This is a genomic window from Aliiroseovarius crassostreae (genome assembly GCF_001307765.1).
Classification (GTDB): domain Bacteria; phylum Pseudomonadota; class Alphaproteobacteria; order Rhodobacterales; family Rhodobacteraceae; genus Aliiroseovarius; species Aliiroseovarius crassostreae.
Genome location: NZ_CM003503.1, coordinates 1 through 18,548, shown reverse-complemented (window position 1 = coordinate 18,548; position 18,548 = coordinate 1). Strand labels below are relative to the sequence as shown.

At 58.3% G+C, this 18,548-nt stretch carries 22 protein-coding genes and 3 pseudogenes; 20 read left to right on the top strand and 5 right to left on the bottom strand.

Annotated elements, in window-relative coordinates; genetic code table 11:
- Positions 1-3 precede the first annotated feature (3 nt).
- The 3 genes and pseudogenes from AKJ29_RS00110 to AKJ29_RS00095 all read left to right on the top strand — a co-directional run bounded on the left by AKJ29_RS00110 (position 4) and on the right by AKJ29_RS00095 (position 2,626).
- Positions 4-762 (top strand): IS6 family transposase, encoded by a 759-nt coding sequence (locus tag AKJ29_RS00110; RefSeq protein WP_055187164.1) that lies wholly within the window; start codon positions 4-6, stop codon positions 760-762.
- A 132-nt stretch (positions 763-894) separates the two neighbouring features.
- Positions 895-1,869 (top strand): annotated as a pseudogene (locus AKJ29_RS00105) (ISKra4 family transposase); the annotation flags it as partial.
- A 322-nt stretch (positions 1,870-2,191) separates the two neighbouring features.
- Positions 2,192-2,626, top strand: coding sequence for a MarR family winged helix-turn-helix transcriptional regulator (locus AKJ29_RS00095; RefSeq protein ID WP_082392461.1), 435 nt, complete (start codon positions 2,192-2,194; stop codon positions 2,624-2,626).
- Between the two features lie 84 nt (positions 2,627-2,710).
- On the opposite strand, the gene ltrA is transcribed toward AKJ29_RS00095, so the two are convergent.
- Complete coding sequence (gene ltrA, locus AKJ29_RS00090; protein ID WP_055187160.1) at positions 2,711-3,946, bottom strand: group II intron reverse transcriptase/maturase; 1,236 nt, start codon at positions 3,944-3,946, stop codon at positions 2,711-2,713.
- Between the two features lie 606 nt (positions 3,947-4,552).
- On the opposite strand from ltrA, the gene AKJ29_RS20290 reads away from it, so the two are divergent.
- From AKJ29_RS20290 to metK, 16 genes are all read left to right on the top strand, one after another.
- A complete protein-coding gene (locus AKJ29_RS20290) occupies positions 4,553-4,711 on the top strand; it encodes a plasmid pRiA4b ORF-3 family protein (protein WP_139231487.1) in 159 nt (52 codons plus the stop codon).
- Positions 4,712-5,004: 293 nt separating this feature from the next.
- A complete protein-coding gene (locus AKJ29_RS00085) occupies positions 5,005-6,357 on the top strand; it encodes a coproporphyrinogen-III oxidase family protein (RefSeq protein ID WP_161805349.1) in 1,353 nt (450 codons plus the stop codon).
- Between the two features lie 4 nt (positions 6,358-6,361).
- Positions 6,362-7,075, top strand: coding sequence for an SRPBCC family protein (locus AKJ29_RS00080; protein WP_055187158.1), 714 nt, complete (start codon positions 6,362-6,364; stop codon positions 7,073-7,075).
- Positions 7,068-7,511: a hypothetical protein gene (locus tag AKJ29_RS00075; RefSeq protein WP_055187157.1), complete on the top strand. Its 444-nt coding sequence runs from the start codon at positions 7,068-7,070 to the stop codon at positions 7,509-7,511. Before AKJ29_RS00080 ends, AKJ29_RS00075 begins: the two co-directional genes overlap by 8 nt.
- Positions 7,496-8,425 carry a hypothetical protein gene (locus tag AKJ29_RS00070; protein ID WP_055187156.1) on the top strand — a complete coding sequence of 310 codons (930 nt, stop codon included), beginning with the start codon at positions 7,496-7,498 and terminating at the stop codon, positions 8,423-8,425. The genes AKJ29_RS00075 and AKJ29_RS00070 overlap by 16 nt, the downstream gene beginning before the upstream one ends.
- Positions 8,422-9,159 (top strand): cyclase family protein, encoded by a 738-nt coding sequence (locus tag AKJ29_RS00065; protein WP_074963806.1) that lies wholly within the window; start codon positions 8,422-8,424, stop codon positions 9,157-9,159. The genes AKJ29_RS00070 and AKJ29_RS00065 overlap by 4 nt, the downstream gene beginning before the upstream one ends.
- Complete coding sequence (locus tag AKJ29_RS00060; RefSeq protein ID WP_055187154.1) at positions 9,156-10,295, top strand: beta-ketoacyl synthase N-terminal-like domain-containing protein; 1,140 nt, start codon at positions 9,156-9,158, stop codon at positions 10,293-10,295. The genes AKJ29_RS00065 and AKJ29_RS00060 overlap by 4 nt, the downstream gene beginning before the upstream one ends.
- 3 nt (positions 10,296-10,298) lie before the next feature.
- Positions 10,299-10,952 carry a hypothetical protein gene (locus AKJ29_RS00055; protein ID WP_055187153.1) on the top strand — a complete coding sequence of 218 codons (654 nt, stop codon included), beginning with the start codon at positions 10,299-10,301 and terminating at the stop codon, positions 10,950-10,952.
- Entirely contained in the window at positions 10,939-11,415 is a 477-nt protein-coding gene (locus AKJ29_RS00050; protein WP_055187152.1) for an SRPBCC family protein, read from the top strand. The genes AKJ29_RS00055 and AKJ29_RS00050 overlap by 14 nt, the downstream gene beginning before the upstream one ends.
- Positions 11,412-11,828 (top strand): EVE domain-containing protein, encoded by a 417-nt coding sequence (locus tag AKJ29_RS00045; protein ID WP_055187151.1) that lies wholly within the window; start codon positions 11,412-11,414, stop codon positions 11,826-11,828. The genes AKJ29_RS00050 and AKJ29_RS00045 overlap by 4 nt, the downstream gene beginning before the upstream one ends.
- Positions 11,825-12,220, top strand: a complete 396-nt coding sequence (locus AKJ29_RS19785; protein WP_074963807.1) for a hypothetical protein — start codon at positions 11,825-11,827, stop codon at positions 12,218-12,220. The genes AKJ29_RS00045 and AKJ29_RS19785 overlap by 4 nt, the downstream gene beginning before the upstream one ends.
- Positions 12,213-13,445 (top strand): MFS transporter, encoded by a 1,233-nt coding sequence (locus tag AKJ29_RS00035; protein WP_055187150.1) that lies wholly within the window; start codon positions 12,213-12,215, stop codon positions 13,443-13,445. The genes AKJ29_RS19785 and AKJ29_RS00035 overlap by 8 nt, the downstream gene beginning before the upstream one ends.
- A gap of 17 nt (positions 13,446-13,462) precedes the next feature.
- Positions 13,463-13,918: an SRPBCC family protein gene (locus AKJ29_RS00030; protein ID WP_055187149.1), complete on the top strand. Its 456-nt coding sequence runs from the start codon at positions 13,463-13,465 to the stop codon at positions 13,916-13,918.
- Positions 13,919-13,943: 25 nt separating this feature from the next.
- Positions 13,944-14,384 carry a MarR family winged helix-turn-helix transcriptional regulator gene (locus AKJ29_RS00025; RefSeq protein WP_055187148.1) on the top strand — a complete coding sequence of 147 codons (441 nt, stop codon included), beginning with the start codon at positions 13,944-13,946 and terminating at the stop codon, positions 14,382-14,384.
- 133 nt (positions 14,385-14,517) lie between these two features.
- Positions 14,518-14,691, top strand: a complete 174-nt coding sequence (locus tag AKJ29_RS19560) for a hypothetical protein (protein WP_161805348.1) — start codon at positions 14,518-14,520, stop codon at positions 14,689-14,691.
- Between the two features lie 63 nt (positions 14,692-14,754).
- The gene (gene metK, locus AKJ29_RS00020) at positions 14,755-15,933 is read left to right on the top strand and encodes a methionine adenosyltransferase (protein WP_055187147.1); all 1,179 of its coding nucleotides are present in this window, start codon (positions 14,755-14,757) and stop codon (positions 15,931-15,933) included.
- Here the strand turns inward: metK and AKJ29_RS00015 are convergent.
- Positions 15,896-16,615 carry a 4'-phosphopantetheinyl transferase family protein gene (locus AKJ29_RS00015; protein WP_161805347.1) on the bottom strand — a complete coding sequence of 240 codons (720 nt, stop codon included), beginning with the start codon at positions 16,613-16,615 and terminating at the stop codon, positions 15,896-15,898. The genes metK and AKJ29_RS00015 overlap by 38 nt on opposite strands.
- 414 nt (positions 16,616-17,029) lie before the next feature.
- On the bottom strand, positions 17,030-17,641 hold the full coding sequence (locus AKJ29_RS00010; RefSeq protein WP_235477214.1) for a hypothetical protein: 612 nt from the start codon (positions 17,639-17,641) through the stop codon (positions 17,030-17,032).
- 293 nt (positions 17,642-17,934) lie between these two features.
- On the opposite strand from AKJ29_RS00010, the gene AKJ29_RS19080 reads away from it, so the two are divergent.
- Positions 17,935-18,207 (top strand): hypothetical protein, encoded by a 273-nt coding sequence (locus AKJ29_RS19080; RefSeq protein WP_055187144.1) that lies wholly within the window; start codon positions 17,935-17,937, stop codon positions 18,205-18,207.
- A 9-nt stretch (positions 18,208-18,216) separates the two neighbouring features.
- Here the strand turns inward: AKJ29_RS19080 and AKJ29_RS20485 are convergent.
- Both AKJ29_RS20485 and AKJ29_RS19070 read right to left on the bottom strand, forming a co-directional pair.
- Positions 18,217-18,327, bottom strand: a pseudogene (locus AKJ29_RS20485) (Tn3 family transposase); the annotation flags it as partial.
- Positions 18,303-18,491: pseudogene (locus AKJ29_RS19070) on the bottom strand (DUF4158 domain-containing protein); the annotation flags it as partial. The pseudogenes AKJ29_RS19070 and AKJ29_RS20485, both read right to left, overlap by 25 nt.
- Positions 18,492-18,548 lie beyond the last annotated feature (57 nt).

Genomic DNA, 18,548 nt, shown 5'->3' with positions numbered 1-18,548 from the left:
TCCATGAGTGATTTCAAAGGACGGCATTTCAGCGGTGAGGTCGTGCTTTGGGCGGTGCGATGGTATTGCCGCTACGGGATCAGTTATCGCGATCTTGAGACGATGATGGCGGAGCGCGGCGTTCGGGTTGATCATTCGACCATTTACCGCTGGGTGCAACGATATGCCCCGGACATGGAACGGCGGATGCGCTGGCAGTGGCGGCGGCCGATGTCGGATAGCTGGCGCGTTGACGAGACGTATATCAAGGTGCGCGGCAAGTGGACATATCTGTACCGGGCGGTCGATAAGCTGGGCAACACGATCGACTTTTATTTGTCCTCGACACGCAATGCCAAAGCCGCCAAATGCTTTCTGGGCAAGGCTATTCGTGCCTGCAAAGGTTGGGAAAAACCGTCCAAAATCAACACCGACAAGGCTGGATGCTACACCCAGGCGATCCGCGAATTGAAGAAAGAGGGTAAGTGCCCAAAGGACGTCGAACACCGCCAGGTCAAGTATCTGAACAACGTCATCGAGGCCGATCACGGTAAGCTCAAGCAGCTGATCAAGCCGGTCCGGGGCTTCAAAACGATGAAAACCGCCTACGCCACGATCAAGGGATTTGAAGTGATGCGCGCATTGCGAAAAGGCCAGGGCCGCGCCTTCAACCTGACCCGCGATCCCATCGGCGAAAAACGCATGATCGAACGCGCCTTCGGTGTCGGACCATGTGTTATGTCAGAGACCATGACCTGGCTCGAACAGCAACTCGCAGCCTGACTCCGTCCAGCGAGAGGGTCATTGCGGCTCAATAAAATGTTTGCAACAGAGCCGGTATTGAGACGCCTGACGGCGCGATGGCGAAGAAAAATTGCTTACCGCCCTATTCTGCACCCAGCCTGAGTCGACCCCTCTTTCGGCATCACGGCTGACATCCTCAAGGACGTTCTGCCAATCGACAAGCGGCTCAACCCAGACACGATCCGCAGGCACCTTGGCCGCGTTGCTGTGCGCATGGAGGGAGAACTGGCAGAAGAGCGGTTCAGTTTCATTGATACCAGCGCTTGCCAACGAGAGAAAATGCCAAACCCAGAAGGACCCATCACGGTCGGCATCGATGGCGGATACGTGAAGTCACGGGACATGGGCCAATCTCATTTTGAGGTGACGGTTGGGAAGTCTATTCACGCTAATCGCGCGAGCCGATACCTTGGCCTCGTCCAGAGCCACGACGACAAGCCCAAGCGCCGATTACATGAAGTTTTGAAGGATCAAGGATGGCAAGAAAACCAGCCGGTGACCTTCATGACCGACGGCGGTGATACCGTGATCAACATGGCGCTCCACATGGCACCGGCTTCGGAACACATCCTAGATTGGTTCCACATCACCATGCGCATCACCGTCATGCAGCAATACGTGAAGGGGTTGGCCCATCACAACGCGAATGAAGCTGAGGCTCTTTCTCGTCTGCTCCGCCAAATCAAGGGCTTTCTCTGGAATGGAAACCTGCACGATGCTCAGCTGGCAATCGAGGATCTGGTCGTAGACCTTGATGAAATCGAAACAGATTATGCCAGCATTAAGGCCCTGCGCAAAACGGCTGCCGAGTTCGAGACTTATATTGCCAACAATAGGGAGATGATCCCGAATTACGCCGAACGGCGACGCTATGGCGAGCGCGTTTCCACCGGTTTCGTCGAGAGCACCGTCAACACGGTCGTTGGCAAGCGTTTCGGCAAACGCCAGCAGATGCGCTGGTCAAAACACGGCGCTCACCTCATGTTGCAAACGCGAACGCGTACCCTCGATGGAACGCTCAGGCCGAAGTTCGAGCAGTGGTATCCTGGGATGAAAGCAGCCGGAGACGACAAAATAGCTGCGTAGTTGCCCCGCACTTTGCGGTACTCTCCAAGGAAGACGCAGAGATAGTAAGTATTTATACTTCATAATTACAATGCGCTGGGGTAAGTTATTGAAATCTAATACGTGGCTCGCCAAAGCTGTTGGTGTCAGAGAAAAGGTCGCTGGAAATGAAGACTTTGAGCCCACAGGCGACGCGCAGCACAAATATGGGCAGCGATCGACTCTGGAAGCCGCGCTCAAAGGCAATAGGTCTGGCGAACAAGGTGCATTCACAGGCCGGATGGCGGCACAGCGACAGCCCGAACGGAGCCCGTTGGGACACGCAAACAGGAGGACATGAACAATGAGCAAGGACATAGGCATACCGGGTGCAGGTTTCATGACTCCGACGCAGAGCCCCGGCTTTCGTTTCTGGCAAACATTCCTGAACTGGCAGAAAAACATCGACATGGTGCTTGCACCCTACGATCTGACCCAGCCGGCTTTTGCCCTTCTGGCCGTAAGTGCTTGGCTTTCTGAGCAGAACAAGGCTGCAACCGGGCAATCCTTCGTCCGGCAAAAGGTGGTCACGGAAATGGCCCAACTCAACAAGATGCAGGTTTCGCAATTGCTCAAACGTCTGCAAGCGGGCGATTTGGTGAGCATCACGAACTATGAAATGGACCGCCGTGAAAAGCTGATCTCCCTGACCCAAAAGGGCTGGGAAACGCTGGAAAAAACGGTTCCTTTGGTCGAAGACGTAGACCGCAAAGCGTTGGCGAACGTGAGCATCGGCTAGCTGGTCGAGTAGCCCGAGGGGATTTCACCCTCAGGCCCTCACAGAACCGTACGTGAATCTCTCGATTCATACGGCTCTTCTTGCTCAACCAGCCAATCGCAGGTTCCAGTGAACAAACAGTCCGGGTTGCTGCTGACGCAGTTTCCCCATGAACACCTTGCTTTTCCGGTAACTGCGGGTGAGCTTTTTGAATTTCTTTCGAGCCCATCTGATCAGCGCAAAATCAAGCAGATTTTGAATGCGGTAGAGTTCCTTCCTGCCAAAATGACCATAGTAGTTGACCCATCCGGCGATGACCGGGTTAAGCGCGCGGGCAATATCTTCGATATTGTGCCCGCTCCACCGCTGGAGTTTCCAGCTCCGAATGGTGTTGCTGATCCGCTTGAGGGCCTTTCGGCTCAGTGCAGGCGTATAGCCGGTGAATATTTTACCGTGCTTGGCCTTGGCACTGCGGGGCCGAAAGGTGTACCCCAGAAAATCGAAACTGATCTGCGGATAGCCTCCTTTACGGTTGCTGTCCTTACAGTACACGATCTTGGTTTTCCCCGGATGCAGGGACAAATGGCATTCTTTCAGTCTGTTATCCAACGCCTTCAGGAGTGTTTCTGCTTCAGAACAGGTTGAGCAATGAAAGACGCAATCATCCGCATAGCGTTCGAAACCCACATTCGGATAATGGCGTCCTACCCAGACATCTAGCGCATAGTGCAAAAACAGGTTGGCCAGCAGCGGGCTGATAACTCCCCCCTGCGGCGTTCCCATTTCTCTGTCGATCACATCACCATTTGGGTATGCGACCGGCGCTTTCAGCCATCTTTCAATGTGCAGGATCACCCACGGATTGTCCGTGTGCTTGCGTACTGCCTTCATCAAAAGATCATGGTTGATGTTGTCAAAGAACCCCTTGATATCCAGATCCACCACCCAGTCCTGATGCCAGCACCTCTGCCGTGCTTGCCGCACTGCATCAATGGCTGATTTCCCCGGCCGATAGCCGTAGGAATCTGGATGGAACGCCGGATCGATCTGAGGTTCCAACACCATTTTGACGACCGTCTGTGCCACCCGGTCACCTACGGTAGGGATTCCGAGAGGGCGCGTTTGGTCATCCCCTTTGGGTATATCCACCCGCCTTACAGCGGGAGGAAAATAGGAGCCGGAAGACATGCGGTTCCATATCCTGTACAGGTTCTTCGAGAGATTTGCCTCAAAGACCTCCAAGGTTACAGCATCGATGCCATGGCTCCCGCCATTGGCTTTCACCTGTTTCCACGCTTCCCAAACGAGCTGTTTGGAAATCCTGAAAGGTTTTGTATTCATTATCAATTCTTCCCATCTCTGGTTGATCAATAACTCCTACTGAACAAGGCAGCCCCTTCGCTCCAAACCCATTACAGGTTCTTCATCACTACTACGGGCTGCTCCGCCCCTGTGCCCGGTATTGGTATTCCTTCTCGCGGGGTCACCGCTTGAATGTTTCCCTTGGCACCCGGACGACAGGTTCCCACGTTCCGTGCAGAAGCCTGTGTCATGGTCGCGCCGCCTCTGTGCCGGATGCCATTCAGCCAGTAATCAGGTAACCGCTGAATTTATCCCAACTGTCCGCTAGCAATTGGTTTTGACATCATCTCTAATGCTTTCGACACCTCATCAGCGGTTCATTTGCATTCGCCTCCTTCGACACATACCTGACATCTCATGATGCCTTTTCCTTAACGCTCACTACCAAGGCTCTTTACCAAGGCAGCTTAAGGCGGTTTGAAGCCTCCTCCTGAAAAGCGGCTTCGAGGGGCCTACCCTCATCTTCTGCACAGTTCATTCCCAAGGGAACTTCCGTGGCACACTAACGATTTGCATTTATCCTGAGCGGTGCAGACGGGGGCCACGATCTCTATGGAGATGGTGGCAACGATACGCTGAACGGGGATGACGGCCTTTCTGGGGACCAGTCCGATGGTCTGGCGGCGCGTGCTGGTGCCCGCATCGACGACATTGCAAGAGGTGCACGGGATCCTACCGGTGGCGATGGGCGGGTTGAAGGCTTCCTTCTGTGAGAATCACAACCAAAGGGCGTCTTACCTCTGAGGCGTGCAGAGTGTTACTTTTCCGGGATCGACCGCAAAGGCGCGTTGCTATTTCGCAAAAATTGACCATTCAGCCATTCATCAGCTTAGAAATCTCGGCAAAGTAGAAGATAAAACTGTTTAAAATCAGTTGGATCAATTTCTTGTATCGTAAAAGTAAGAATTAGTACTAGTACGATACTAAAACGCATGTATTATCGTATCATATTCTCGCTGAGGCATTTCAGCTCAACCTTGGAGAAAGTTTTGTATAAAAATCGTTGCTACATGCCGTTCATTCTGTACCCGCCTGACATGTATGACGTGTCCGACCCGGAGTTGCAGACTGAGCTTGAGACCAGTCTCGATCTCACCACGGACGGCACAGACTTCGTCATGTACTTGTCGGTCCCCTATTGCCGCGTTCGCTGCAAGGCATGTCCCTATTTCGTGGACCTCTTGCCGAAGAACGCAGACAAAAAAGCCGACCTGATGGATCGCTACGTCGATGCGTTGGTACTTGACCTGAAGCGCCACGCCGCAACCGAACGCTGGGGCAACGCGACCCTGCGCGGGGTGTATATTGGCGGTGGAACAGGCTCGCTTCTCGAAATTCACCACATGGACAAGGTGCTCAGTACCCTGTCGCGGTACTTCCGCTTGGCCGATGATTGCGAAATCACGCTCGAAGGCAACGCCGAAGACTTCACCCCCGAAAAAGCCGACTACGTCGCCAAATCCATCATCAACCGCGTGTCGCTTGGCGCTCAGTCCTTCCAACCCAAAGTCCTGAAGACCGTAGGCTCCCCGCATCAGGCCAACCAAACCACCGAAGCCATTCGCATGCTTCAGGATGCCGGGCTGGAGCACATCTCGCTCGACATGATGTACAACATGCCCGACCACACCGTGGAAGACTGGCGCAAGGATTTTGCGGTTATTCGCGAGCTCGGCATCAAGCACCTGACCACATACCTCTACCGCGTCACCCCGGGCACACAGCAGGAAAAGCTGATTCAGGCCGGGAAGGTCAGCCCCGTCGCCGACCCCGAAAGCGACGAAGTGCATCAGATGCAGGCGATGATCGCCGAGTTTGCCAAGCAGGCTGGTATGAACAACTACATGCTCGAGCACTACGCGGAGCCGGGCTACGAGTCGAAATACAACCGTTATACCATGCGCGAATGTGTCGATGCGCTCGGGGTGGGCGCAGGCGCCTACTCGTTCATCAACCAGCGCCGGACCGGAACATCGAAGGACGTGGATGGGTATATCGCCGCTGTCGAAAACTGTGATCCCACCTTCACCACCGCTTCGATCCAACTGACGCCCCTGATGAGCCGTCAGCGCTACATAATCTTCAACCTCCTCTACTACCGGATCGACAAGGATCACTACGCCAAGACCTGGGGCAACGATCTGGTCGAAGATTTCCCGGACATTCTTCAGGGCCTGCTGGACGATCGCCTGATGCGCGACGAAGGCGACGCCTACGTGGTGACGGAACTGGGCCGTGCCTGGCTTCAGAACATCATGCTCGAATTCTTCGACGAAAGCATGTGGGAGAACTCCGTCGCCCTGCAACAGCAGCAAAGCAGCTGGGCCATGAACGATCACATGATCACCCTTGGCGCTTCCAAGAAAACCCATTGGCTGGAAAAGGCTTGAACCAATGCTGAAACGTATCGACTTGCAGCGCTCCGTCAGTGACGTGGCCAATGTTTTCTTCGAACTGGGTGTTCTGGACGATGTGTCCGAACTGACCCATCTGAGCGCGGACCTGCGTGACGATCTGGGCTGCGACAGCCAGGAAATCGTCTCCGCCTGCGAACTCGTGTCGGCTCTCGCGCTGGCCGCAGAACCGCTGGACGACACCACGGTGGAAACCGTTCAGGACCTGGTCGCCCACCTCAGCGCGGCGCGCGACCCGTGGCTGCCCACAAACGAGCCCTTTGTCATGCAGGGCTCCACGATCATCGAACAGGATGTGGACACGGTGTTCGGCTATATTCGCGACTATCGCGACTGGCCGGATGTGCTTGCGCATGTGACCATGATCGAGCCCGAAACCGATGACGGAAAGTTGCAGAGCTTCCGCATGCACATTGCCGAACTTGGAAGCGGCGACGCGTACTATGTCCAGTCCTGGCGCTACGTGAACGAACAATACCGGATCGTCGACTTCCTTCAGCCGCGCCCGCCGGAAGGGTTCGTCACCCACAAAGGCGGCTGGCGCTTCGAACCGCTGGCGGACGGCAGGACCCGGCTGATCAGCTTCCACGGCTTCGAACTCGAGGAGGATGCATCCGCCGAGGACAATGTCGCGCTGATCCGCAAGCACATCAATGCCGCACTGAACACCTGGGCGCGTTGGGGCAATGCCTGATCTTTGCCTCAACCTGCTGACCAAGATCGAGACTCCAGCGGGAACCGCCCCGCTGGACAGGATCTGGTCGCTTGATCTGTGGCTTGCGTCGCTGGCCCGGGTCAAGTCCGTCGAAAACATTGTCGAAAGAGGAAAGGATTACCAACGCTTCGATCTGGTCTTCGATGCCGATCGACCGGTGCCCGACCGGGTCACTGTTGAGCGCCACCGCCGCGAAAATGCCGTGGACGTGGTGCATCTGGTGCCGCCTCCCGGGATCACTGCGCTGCGGGCCACCTGGTGGACCGAAGCAGAGCAAGGCGACGTTCTGTTCGCCAAGCGTAGCATGCTGCTGGATGAGGCCGCCTACGGCCCGGCATTCGGGCGCAAAATGTTCGGCATCTTGCGTGAAAACCTCGAAACCCTTATCGGAGAAACGCCATGCGTCCCCGCGTAGCCATCGTCGGAGGCGGTGTGACCGCCGGTCTCGCAGCGTCGGTTCTGTCGCAGACCAATGACGTCATTGTCTTTCGCCCTACAGACACTTCGGCCAGTCCGATCCCTGAGATCGTGCCGCGCCGGGCCTTTTTCGAAGGCGCCTTCCTTGGTCCCAAGGAAGAGAAGCGCATCATTCGCGCCGCCGCTTCCCCGGTCCGCTGGGTGGCCTGGCGCAACGGTACGAAAGGACAAAAACACAAAGCCACAACCAATAGCCAATATTTCATTTACGACAAAGGCCGCCTCGCCAAGATCCTGCTGGACGCGGCACCGGTTCATTATCAGGTCGAGGAGGATATTCCCAGCATCGGAGCGCTTACCGGCTATCATGCCGTTCTCGACTGCCGCGGCGCCAAAGCCGTGGCTGCGGACAAGGCGTATCAGACCACGCGCAAGGGAATTGCGCTCACCTGCTGCACCTATGTCATCGCCGAACGGCCCCCGTCGCTCGATCCGGAAACCATGGAGTTCTGGGCCGAGACCACGGCGTCCGGTCACCGGCGGACCTTCTATGTGGTGCCGGTCGGTGGTTCGATGGTTTCGTTGGGCTGCTCCAGCGCGCCTTCCGACGCCTTCGACCACGCGGCGCTTCTGGAAGCCGCCGCGCGATCGGGGCTTTCGATCAACGAGTCGAGCATCCGCATGTCCGGCACCGCCACGCCGCATCCGACCATTGTGCACAACAGCCTCAGCCATGTCAGCCCTCTGGGCGATGCGCGCGGTCTGCCCTGCCCCTTGACGGAATACGGCACGCTCAAGGCTCTGTCGCAAATCGCGGAGATCAGCGGCGGCAAACGCTTTCCGACTGAGACCCTGCGCCGCCCGATCAGCCGGGAGGTCGATCCTCATATTCCAATGGAGTTGTTCGCATGATGGGGTTTCAATGCATCTCGACCGCGCTTTATCCGGGCAACGGCGAGCCGGTGGCCATCGAGGTTGATACACTCGATCACGCAGCCGGAGTGGCCCATCTCTGCAAGGGGTTCGACATCAATCCCGAAGACTGGCCAGACGGTTACGGGATTTCCAACGAGATCGTGACGCTGTCTACGCATCAGGGCACGCATATCGACGCACCTCTGCACTATGCCCCGGGCAAGTCGGATATCGCTGCGGCTCCGATCGAGAACTTCATGGGGCAGGCGGTCATCTTCACCGAACGAAGCTCGACGGGGCACGAAGTCGATATCGACATGGCGGACTACCTGGGCAAGCTCGACGCTTATGCCGGTCAGGCAAAGGCGGTGTTCTTCATCACCGGCGCCTACGAGCGCTATGGCGAGACCAGCTATTTCACCGAGTTCAAAGGCGTGCCAGCACGCTATGTCTCGGCGGCGCTGGACCGGGGCTACACCCTGATCGGCACCGATGCCTTCAGCCTCGACCCTCCGTTTGCGGTGATGTCGAAGGCCTTCGTGGAAAGCCGGGATCAAGCCGACCTTTGGCCTGCGCATGTTCTCGGCCGGACCCGGCCTTATTACCAGATCGAGCGCCTCTGCGACCTCAAGGATTTCGAGACGGCAGAGCTCGTCGAATTCATCGCTCTTCCAGTGAAACTTCATTGCGGCGCAGCCTGGACCCGCGCCATTGCTAGGATTTTGAAATGACACGTCTTTATATCGAAAATGCCGCGGCTGTCGGACCGCTGGGCGCCAATCTCGAAGAGATCTGGAGCGCTGTTCTCGCCGGCAAGACCAGCTTCGGCCAGGTCAATCTTCCGGGCAACCGTGCCTTTTGCGCCGCCGAAACCAAACCCGGCACCGGGTCGGACATCGCCGCCTATGCGCCGCTCTACAACGATGCCATTCGTGGGCTGGTGGCCGATCTGCAGATTTCCGAGCCTGTCGACGCAATCTTTTTTGCAACTGCCGTTGGCAATCTGGGGCAGGTGGAAAACAAGGTTTACAGCAAGGCTCAGGTCTCCCTTGACGATCTCGATTTCTCCAAGGTGGAAGAGGTCTTCAAAGAGACCGCCGCATGGGGGCCCGAGACCCGCTTCGTCTCTGTCCCGACCGGCTGTTGTGCGGGTCTTCAGGCCACGGGACTGGCCAAGACCACCATGGCCCGCATGGGGCTCAAGCGCGCCGTGATCATGTCGCTCGACTTCGGCCTGACGCCGCTGGCCTTCGAAGCATTCTCCAAGATCAACGCCACCACGGCCTTCGAACACGGGATCAATGCCAGCCCCTCGCGGCCGTTCTGCCAAAACCGCGATGGCTTTCTCTTTGCCGATGGCGGCGGCGCCATTCTCGTCACAACAGAACCCTCGGACGCGCCAATGCCCTGCATCAGTGGCTATGGTTGCGTGTCCAGCGCCTATCACATGACCGACATCGCCACGGATGGCGACGCGATCCGCAGGAGCATCGAACTGGCGCTTGGCCAATCCGGCCTGAGCGGGGGCGACATCGGGCATGTGAACCTGCACGCCTCTGGCACACAGCAAAACGACGAAGCTGAGTACAACGCCCTGCGTGCGACGATCGGCGAGGTGCTGCCGGCGATCACGGCCTTCAAGGGCAATCACGGCCATGCGCTTGGCGGCGCGAATATGATCGAACTGGCGTTGTCTTGGAAAATGCTCCGGGAAGCGACCGTGCCGCCATCGCCTGCGCATCTGCCCGTCGACGCCTACGAAGCCGTGCCGCCTCGCGAACAGCCTGAACCGCTGGACCGGTTTTCGATCCTGAAGACGGCCAGTGGCTTCTCCGGAATTCATGCAACAGTCATTATGGAAGCCTGACCCATGTGTAAGACATTCACCTGTGTGCTCTCCGACAAGGAAGCGACCTTCGCCGATCTCAAGGGCGGCAACGCCTCGAGCATGCCCCGCAAGTCCTTTGACGGCCTCATCGGGCGCCGCCAGCGCAACAAGCTGTCCACCGCGACCCGCATCGCAGGCGGGCTGTACAGCCACTTCAAACTCACGGCGCTTCTGGAGGAACTGGGCGCCGATCCCGCCGACACGCCGATCGTGATTTACAACCGCTACGCCAATTGGGATTACGTCGCCGACGCAATGTGTGGTGACCTGCGCATGACGCTCGACGGCGTGAACAACTACGTGGCCACCGCGTGGTTCCCGGCGACGGTTCAGGGCTACCTGACCATCGAGCACGGCAACAAGGGCGAGGCCATCACCATCGCCAGCGCCGATCCCGACATGAAGGCCGCGGCCATCGACAGCGTCTTCAAGCGCGATGCGCACGGCGCACGCAAGGGCGTTGTTATCGTCGGAACCTTCGAAACCGTACCGGGCCAGATCGGCGGCGTGACCGTCGACGATGCCCGCCCCTGTGCCTTTGGCGCTTTCAGTCTGGTGACCGCAGAGACCACCGAAACCCAAGTCGAAACCGCGCTGAGCGCACACCAGGAGCTTTATTCGAATGTCGCAGCTTGATCAGACCGTTCTGGTGTTCGAACACCGCGTCGAAGTTCCCACGCAAGCCGCCCTCGGCATCTGGCAAGCCTGGTGTGCATTGTCGGGCTGGCCGCAGTGGGATGCGTCCCTGCGGGGCGTCGAGGCTACGGAAGATGGACTGGCCCTGGGCAAGCGCTTTTGCGTGGTTCCCAAGGCATCCCCCGCGCCGATCCCGGTGAACGTGACGGCCTTCGAGGAAGGGCGCCATTTCACCACCAGCTCCGTCAGCCCCCTTGGCTTGTTGTCCTTCGGGCATTCGGTCGCCACTGACCCCACCACGGGCAAGACCAACGTCGCCCATTCGATCTGCGCCGTGCCTTCGCAGGACACGCCCTTTCCCGAGCAGGTCTGGAACCGCCTCAAATCGGACGTCGTGGAAAGCGTCAGCGCCTTGGCCCTGACCGCACAACTGGCGATGCAAGACGATCGGGTGACGGCATGACACATTGGATCGCCGTGATCTCCCGCGCACATGCACGTATCGCCGCGCAGTCGGGTTTCCTTCAGGTCTGCCATGGCAAGGCCGCGCCACTCCGGCGCACCTCTGCCGGGGACGAGGTCTTCATCTACTGTCCGCGCGAAGAGATGCGTGGCGGTGCCCAACTCAAGCGGGTCGAATATCGCTGCACCTTCAATGATGACCGGGTGTATCAGGTCGAACAGGCTCCGGGGTTTACGCCGTTCCGCAAGGACGTCACCTTTGACACCGGCTTTGCGGGCCGCCCCATTCACGATGTACCGGGCCTCGAACTGACCGCCAATCCCAATTGGGGCATGCTGGCGCGGCGCGGATTTTTCGAAATCAGCGCCCATGATGCCGGCCTTCTGCGCGCCAGTCTGGAGGATGCGGCATGACACAGTCATCCACGGTCGTGGTGCTCTTCGACCAGATAAGCGCACCGGAGTTCTTCCGGCGCCTCGAATGGCCCTTCCTCATAAAAGCATGGTCCAAAGCGATCAGCTGGCATTACCTTTCGCCGCAAAAAGTCGAGTTGAAGCTCGCGGGGCTCGACGGTCTGGACAGTATCGTCGTCACGCGACGGGTCCGGGGCGACAAGATCTTCATCGCGGCGCGCAATGGCATGGGTGAACTGATCCAGTCCGGCGTCTGGGAATACGATACCGATGCCGGTCTGGGTGTCTGTTATCGCCGGATCCGCAAGCCGGACCTTGTCGAGACCCTGCGCGAGCGGCTGGCGGACTTTTGTTGTGCGACCTTTCTCAAAAAGGAAACCGGCAATGACTGATCAAACGGGGACCCCTTCCGATCTGGTCGCGCATCCGCAGGAGCGCTCCGTCGCCGATGCTCCGGTGTTTACACTCGCACTGACGGCATTTGCCGCAGGCCTCTCCGAATTCATCGTCATCGGTCTGATCGGGCAGATCACGCAGAACTACGGCGTCGGACTGGCGGCGGGTGGCTGGCTGGTCGCGGCTTACGCTCTGGGCATCGCGATCGGGGCGCCGCTCCTGACATTCGCGAGCCTCGCTCAGCCCGCTCGCAGGCTTGCGGTCTGGATGTGCGCCGGGTTTGCCCTGTTCAGCCTCGGCTGCGCTTTCGCGCCGACTTTTGGATCCCTCATCGCTTTCCGCGCGTTGTGCGGTGTCTTGCACGGAGCCTATTTTACGGTGGCCACCGCAAGCCTCCCAAGCCTCTTCAATGAGAAGCGGATGCCCATGGCGCTGGCGCTGATGTTTTCCGGTCTGACCGTGGCCATGGTACTGGGCGTTCCTTTGGGAATGCTTCTGGCAGCGCAGATTGGCTGGCAAGCGCCATTCCTTGTGATCGCGCTTTGCGCGGGGATCGGCGCGGGCCTGATCCCGCTGGTCTTGCCGAAAGACTTCGGCACGGCCCAGACCCCGACCCTGCCGGTTCTGCGCGACGCGGTTTTCAGACGCGACCTGTTGCGCCCGTATGGCTTCACCATCTTTGCCTTCGGTGGCGGGTTTGTGTTCTTCACCTACGCCGAACCCTGGATGACCACGACCGCCGGACTCTCACCGACCATGGCCGGTCTCGTGCTCGGGCTTGTGGGTCTCGGCGCTCTGGTGGGCAATGTGATCGGCGGGGCGTTGCCGCAAACCTTCGGAAAACGCAACGCGCTGCTTCTCGTGGTGCTGGTACAGCTCGCAGGGCTTGGCGGCGCGAGCTTCGGTCTTGGGGCTGTGGCGGCTGCGGTGGCCCTTGCTGTCTGGTCGGTCGGTGCCTTTGCGACCGCGCCCATGGTACACGGCTGGGCCATCTCGACGGCCCAGGGCAGCAATCCCCGTATGGCCGCCGCGCTGAATGTCACGGCCTTCAACGCGGGCCTGTCGCTGAGCGCCATGATTGGCCGTACGGTGATGGCCCAGGGAGGGCTGGAGGGGCTGGCACCAGCGGCCTTTCTGGTCGTGGCCCTTGCCCTGCCGATCGCCCTGTCCCTGCCCACAGACACAGCTTCCCCGCGCCAGACGCGCGCCAAACAATCGTAAATAAGAAGGAAAGTATCATGTTTACCTGGACCTATTCCGAAACGGTGCCGACGCATGCCTCGGCCAGCCAGATCTGGGCCCATTGGCAAGACACCGAGAATTGGCCCGCATGGGACAGCGAACTCGATTGGGTACGCCTCGAGGGGCCTTTCGAAGTGGGCACCACGGGCAAGATGAAGCCCTCCGCCGGGCCGGAAGTGGCCTTCGAGCTGTCCGAGGTGTCGCACGAGAAAAGTTTCTCCGATACTGCGCGGCTGCCGCTGACGAAGATGGTGTTCCAGCACGAATACCTGCCGCAACCGGACACCGAGACAGGGCAGATCCGCCACACCGTCTCCATGACGGGCCTTCTCGCCCCGCTGTTCGGTCAGGTCATCGGCCGCCAGATCAAAGCTCACCTGCGTAGCGCCATGGAAACCCTGTCGACGCAAGCGGCCTCCCCGCAGATGCCTGACGCAAGGGCTACGGAATGAACGCGCCCCCTGTCACGGAAAGCTCATGACCAACCAAAACGAAACAATACGTACGGAGTACACCAGCCCCATGGACAGCCCAGGATTTTGGTTCTGGCAGGCATTTCTGAGTTGGCAAAAACAGATCGACGTCGCTCTCGCGCCCTATGATCTGACACAGCCCAGCTTCAGTGTTCTCGCCATAACGGCCTGGTTGTCGGCAGAAAACCACCGGGTCACCAACCAAAGGACAGTTCGCCAGAAAATCATCGTTGAGATCACAAAGCTCAACAAAATGCAGGTTTCCCAGTTGCTCCAACGCCTTGTCGGCAGCGGACTGGTGACGGTCGAGCCCTATGAGCTCGACCGTCGCGAGCGCCTCGTGGGGCTAACGGAAAAAGGCTGGGACATCCTGCGCAAGACGGTCGTGCTGGTGGAAAACACCGATCGCGATTTACTCTCGAAAGTCACCATCGACGCCCCCTGACCCTGCAAAGGTACCTCGCACGCGCAGGACATTGATCCAGAAACACCCCGATTGCCAAGCAGCATGTCACCGACGACCGGTGACATGCGCGCTCTCCCCTTGTCCCGAATTACCTTGAGGAAAGGAAACAGACATGACTTTTTCATCACGCCTCAGTCTGCTTATCATTCGCTGGCGCTATTTATGGCTGTGCCTGTCCATCGCGCTTGTGGCCTTGGCCAGTCCCGGCCTCGGCAAGCTCAACTTCGAAAGCGATACACGGATCGTCGGTGAAACAGAGGCGCTTACCGTTGCCTTGTCGTGGTGATCCGACAGCCAGAATAACCTTCATACTATCAAACGCTTATATCAATCCACAGGATCAATAATCATGAGTAAGAAATTTCTTTTCACATCCGAATCCGTGTCCGAGGGGCACCCTGACAAGATCTGCGATCAGATCTCGGATGCCATTCTTGACGCACATCTGGCGCGCAACCCACACGCCCGCGTCGCCTGCGAAACGCTGGTCACCACCAACCACGTCACCATCGCCGGTGAGATCAAGGACGCGGAACTCAGCGAGGCCGAAGTCGACGCCATCGTGCGCGGTGTCATCCGCGACATCGGCTACGAACAGGACGGGTTCCACTGGGAAAACCTGGAGATCGTGAACCGCCTGCACAGCCAGTCGGCGGATATCGCGCAGGGCGTCGATGCTGCCACCGGTGCCGAGGAAGGTGCGGGCGATCAGGGGATCATGTTCGGCTACGCCTGTTCTGAGACCGCAGAACTCATGCCAGCGCCGATCCTCTACGCCCACAAGATCCTCGAAACCCTGTCGCGCGACCGCAAGGCGGGTTTTCTTCCCGAGCTGGGGCCGGATGCCAAGAGTCAGGTGACCTGCCTTTATGAAAACGGTCGCGCAGTGGGCATCGACACGGTTGTCGTCTCGACCCAGCACGGCGCAGATGTCTCGCCGCAGACCGTCGAAGAAATCATACGCGGCTACGTCACCACCGCCCTGCCCAAGGAATGGGATCTGGCAAAAGCCCGCGTGCTGATCAATCCCACGGGTCGTTTTGTGGTTGGCGGCCCCGACGGGGACACCGGCCTCACCGGCCGCAAGATCGTCGTTGATACCTATGGCGGGGCCGCGCCCCATGGCGGCGGTGCGTTCTCCGGCAAGGATCCGACCAAGGTGGACCGCTCCGCCGCCTATGCCGCGCGCTATCTGGCCAAGAACGTCGTGGCGGCAGGTCTGGCGGCACGCTGTCAGATCCAGCTCGCTTATGCCATCGGCGTGGCCGCCCCGGTTGCGATCTATTGCGAGACCTTCGGCACCAGCCTCGTGCCCGAGGCGGATATCTCCCGGGCACTACGGGAATTGATGCATCTGACCCCGAGCGGCATCGCCTCGCATCTCGATCTCTGGCGACCGATCTACCGTGACACGGCGGCTTACGGCCACTTCGGCCGCGCGCCCACCGAAGACGGTTTCGGCTGGGAACGCACGGATCTCGTGCTCTCGCTCAGGGCGCGCTTTCCGGCGCTGGTGGCTGCGGAGTAAGCGGACCGCCGGGCATGTCCAGACAGGTGAGAACCATATTGTCATGCCAAACGAACCAGCCCTTTAGGTAACCGCCTTCTGGCAGACCCGGCGCCACGCGCCGGGTCAATTGCATGATCCACCGCCCGCGAAGCCCGTCCGAGCATCCGATCAGGCAGACCGCCTGAAATTCGAGCCCCTCCCCGGCTTCCCCGGCCAGCGCCTTGTAGACTGTTTCCTTGGCAGAAAAGATCAGGGTCATGCGCCGCGCTTGCTGTGGCGGCGGCATTTCCAACAGCTGCCGCCGCTCGGCAGACGTCAATGCGCGCGCGATCAGTGGTCCGAGGCTCGGCTCTGGCAACAACGTTTCGAGATCGAGCCCCAATCGGCGCGTATCGGGTCCTGCCAAGGCGGCGATACAGCCCTTACTATGGCTCAATGCCCCCGTGACCCCCGCAGGCCAGATGGGTGCTCCGGCCCCCCCGCGTGGCAAGTCAGCGATTCCAAAAGCCTCGCAGGCCAGAACCCGACCGGCCAAAAACTCCGCCTGCCGCTTTTTCGTGGCGGAGCCAAGACGATTGGCGGCGAGCAATGCTTCGCCGCCGGGGCTTGGTTCCTCGTGAAATCGCGCCCAACTCAGTCGCACGCCTGACGTCAGAGTCCGGGTCGAAACAGGGGGTAAGAGCTGGTCTGCTGGAGTCAACAGCGCCTCCTTTTGCGCTCCGTTTGTGGCCCGCGTTTACGGCCCTCAGAGTGTTGGCGCAACCGTCATCCAAACCTCAAAGTTGGTTCGTCCCAACAAGGCCCAGCCGCCCCGAACGTGCACACATGGGGGTTATGAAGAACAATGGTGGAACAATTATTGAACCGCCAATTCTCCAAAACCCAGAACAACCCGCCCCCAGGACGTGATCCGATAGACATTTGACCCAGCATTTTCATCGAGATCTCGCCCCCGCTCGATCAGGCCATTTTCGAGAAGCACCCGAATAGATTCAGACACCCTTTCAGGCTGGATGCTAAACGCCAAACCTCTGCCGTAAATGAAGCGCAGAACCTGCCGCTCGTGCTCTGTCACTCAACCTGCCCCCATCAGTGCCAGTTGCTCGTTTCAGTACTATGGTTTCTGACGGGCAACCGCCATGACCCGTGAATAATGCTTTATCCACTTCGCCTTATCTGGGCTTAGCCAGGTAATCAGTTCCATGATTTGGCTGTATTCTTTGGTAATGTTCCTGTGCAGGATCGGTTCATGATGGAAGACACGATTGCGAAACTCTCGAACTACATCGCAGCGCGCGTAAAGCGCCTGGTACGTAACTACGGCGGGCAGATCGGCAAAGGATTTATGCAGATCCGTCCAGAAGATGGTCTCATGCCGTGCTAATAGCATGTTGACCCAAAATCCAAAGTTCAACTCAGCCGTCATACCTCCAGATGTTACCGCCCCCTTTGATTTTAGCTTATCTCGGGCTGTTTTTACGATCCGAGTACCTTTTCTGATCTGGGTCAGAAACGCCGGTTCATCCCACCATGTGGGACCATATAGTAACAGCAAACGGGCTGACACGATGTTTCGCAGGCAAACTTCAGATGCGCTCAACACAGGAAAGAAGGCTTCACTGACCTGGATGTTCCAGCCATACAGTGCAAGCGCACGCTCGGTGTTATAGCCCGATGCTTTGAGATACTTTGTAAGTCTCTCCTGAGAAATAATATTTGCTACCAATATGTTAACGCCCCGTTCGGTCCTTATTGCGGTTCTTGACAACCCCGCGAAAGTCACAATATAAAGGGGCAATCGAAGACAAAGTTAGGTCTTCAACCCCTTAGATGCCCGCGACAGCCTTAATCGGTCCTCGCGGGTTTTCGCTTTCTATGGGTCTGCTATGGACTCGTTCAAGATCATTTGTTGGCCCAAGGGGCCCGAAGCTGCAAAAGTGGCCAAACTCTAGAACATTTGTGAACGCTTGAAGCCGCCGCCATTGGGGTCGACTCAGGCTGGGTGCAGAATAGGGCGGTATGGTGCGCGGGTTTGTGGAAGAATGCCGTCGGCGACAGATTGTTTTGCCCGGTCTATCCAGAATAGAGCGTCATTGTGCCGATGCGTTGGTGGCAGCCGAGCGACGGGTTGATGCCCGTATTGTCTCGCATCTCGACCGCAAAATGCGTGCGCAGCTCGATAACTTGTTAACCGAAGAAGTGGATGGCCGGATCAGCCGTTTCATTTGGCTGCGGCAATATGAGGTGGGCAAGAAGGGGTCTGTTCCGGCTGGGGGCAGAATGACACCGTAAGGCCGGATGTCATCGATTTTTCCACCTGTATTCGCCCGTGAGCAGAATATGTGCCCATCCAAGCGGTGAGATGTGCGAGAGAAGCTCGGGCGCACAGTCGAGACCTGCGCGGCATAGGGCAAGATATCGTCACCGGTCAGGCCAAGCTGCGCCGCGATGAAGCGCAAAACCTTCTCGGGGAGAACTTCGTCAGAGGTTAATAGCCGTCCAGGATATCGCAACGCACAAAGCTGCAACGCAAAGCCGATCCTGTTTTCTGATCGCCTTCGGTCGTTGATAGGCTCTGTTGCAAACTTCTCCGTGCGGCCCCATTTTTAAGTTTCGCCAGGCAGGAGGGATGC

Excerpts from the sequence above, each read along its gene's own strand:
- AKJ29_RS00110 (WP_055187164.1), top strand. The coding sequence starts at position 4 with ATGAGTGATTTCAAAGGACGGCATTTCAGCGGTGAGGTCGTGCTTTGG.
- AKJ29_RS00095 (WP_082392461.1), top strand. The coding sequence starts at position 2,192 with ATGAGCAAGGACATAGGCATACCGGGTGCAGGTTTCATGACTCCGACG.
- ltrA (WP_055187160.1), bottom strand. The coding sequence starts at position 3,946 with ATGAATACAAAACCTTTCAGGATTTCCAAACAGCTCGTTTGGGAAGCG.
- AKJ29_RS20290 (WP_139231487.1), top strand. The coding sequence starts at position 4,553 with ATGACGGCCTTTCTGGGGACCAGTCCGATGGTCTGGCGGCGCGTGCTG.
- AKJ29_RS00085 (WP_161805349.1), top strand. The coding sequence starts at position 5,005 with ATGTATGACGTGTCCGACCCGGAGTTGCAGACTGAGCTTGAGACCAGT.
- AKJ29_RS00080 (WP_055187158.1), top strand. The coding sequence starts at position 6,362 with ATGCTGAAACGTATCGACTTGCAGCGCTCCGTCAGTGACGTGGCCAAT.
- AKJ29_RS00075 (WP_055187157.1), top strand. The coding sequence starts at position 7,068 with ATGCCTGATCTTTGCCTCAACCTGCTGACCAAGATCGAGACTCCAGCG.
- AKJ29_RS00070 (WP_055187156.1), top strand. The coding sequence starts at position 7,496 with ATGCGTCCCCGCGTAGCCATCGTCGGAGGCGGTGTGACCGCCGGTCTC.
- AKJ29_RS00065 (WP_074963806.1), top strand. The coding sequence starts at position 8,422 with ATGATGGGGTTTCAATGCATCTCGACCGCGCTTTATCCGGGCAACGGC.
- AKJ29_RS00060 (WP_055187154.1), top strand. The coding sequence starts at position 9,156 with ATGACACGTCTTTATATCGAAAATGCCGCGGCTGTCGGACCGCTGGGC.
- AKJ29_RS00055 (WP_055187153.1), top strand. The coding sequence starts at position 10,299 with ATGTGTAAGACATTCACCTGTGTGCTCTCCGACAAGGAAGCGACCTTC.
- AKJ29_RS00050 (WP_055187152.1), top strand. The coding sequence starts at position 10,939 with ATGTCGCAGCTTGATCAGACCGTTCTGGTGTTCGAACACCGCGTCGAA.
- AKJ29_RS00045 (WP_055187151.1), top strand. The coding sequence starts at position 11,412 with ATGACACATTGGATCGCCGTGATCTCCCGCGCACATGCACGTATCGCC.
- AKJ29_RS19785 (WP_074963807.1), top strand. The coding sequence starts at position 11,825 with ATGACACAGTCATCCACGGTCGTGGTGCTCTTCGACCAGATAAGCGCA.
- AKJ29_RS00035 (WP_055187150.1), top strand. The coding sequence starts at position 12,213 with ATGACTGATCAAACGGGGACCCCTTCCGATCTGGTCGCGCATCCGCAG.
- AKJ29_RS00030 (WP_055187149.1), top strand. The coding sequence starts at position 13,463 with ATGTTTACCTGGACCTATTCCGAAACGGTGCCGACGCATGCCTCGGCC.
- AKJ29_RS00025 (WP_055187148.1), top strand. The coding sequence starts at position 13,944 with ATGACCAACCAAAACGAAACAATACGTACGGAGTACACCAGCCCCATG.
- AKJ29_RS19560 (WP_161805348.1), top strand. The coding sequence starts at position 14,518 with ATGACTTTTTCATCACGCCTCAGTCTGCTTATCATTCGCTGGCGCTAT.
- metK (WP_055187147.1), top strand. The coding sequence starts at position 14,755 with ATGAGTAAGAAATTTCTTTTCACATCCGAATCCGTGTCCGAGGGGCAC.
- AKJ29_RS19080 (WP_055187144.1), top strand. The coding sequence starts at position 17,935 with ATGGTGCGCGGGTTTGTGGAAGAATGCCGTCGGCGACAGATTGTTTTG.